A 514-nucleotide genomic window follows, 5' to 3' on the forward strand; every position below is an offset into this window, starting at 1 on the left:
GCCCCCGCCTCCGCCGCCCATGCCGTCCTGGGCGTCACGGGCCCCACCGCCGAGGAACGTCACGGCGTTGGCCACCACCTCGGTGGTGTAGTTCTTCCGGTTCTCCTTGTCCGTCCACTCGCGCGTCTGCAGGCGGCCCTCGACGTAGCACTGCCGTCCCTTCTTCAGGTACTCGCCGCAGAGCTCCGCGAGCTTTCCCCAGACGACGATGCGGTGCCACTCGGTCCGCTCCTGCTTCTGGCCATTCTTGTCGACCCAGCTCTCGCTGGTGGCGATGCGGAAGTTCGCCACCGCCTGACCGCCGGGAGTGAACCGGACCTCCGGATCCGCCCCCAGGTTGCCGATGAGGATGACCTTGTTCACGCCTCCAGCCATGACTGCATTCCTTTCTCGAGAACCGGTCCACCGAGGACCGGTTACACCCCGGACGCACCCGCCGGGTTTGATTCCCACCTATAGCAGTGGGTACTGACACCCAGCCAGAAAGCCGCCTTCTTCCTGGGTGTCGTACGCC

General features: G+C 66.0%; 1 protein-coding gene. It reads right to left on the reverse strand.

Annotated features, from left to right (window positions below; genetic code table 11):
• On the reverse strand, window positions 1–375 hold a 375-nt coding region (locus G4D87_RS38550), incomplete at its 3' end, for a single-stranded DNA-binding protein (RefSeq protein WP_163787687.1).
• Between the last annotated feature and the right edge of the window lie 139 nt (window positions 376–514).

The organism is Myxococcus vastator (assembly GCF_010894475.1).
Classification (GTDB): Bacteria; Myxococcota; Myxococcia; order Myxococcales; family Myxococcaceae; genus Myxococcus; species Myxococcus vastator.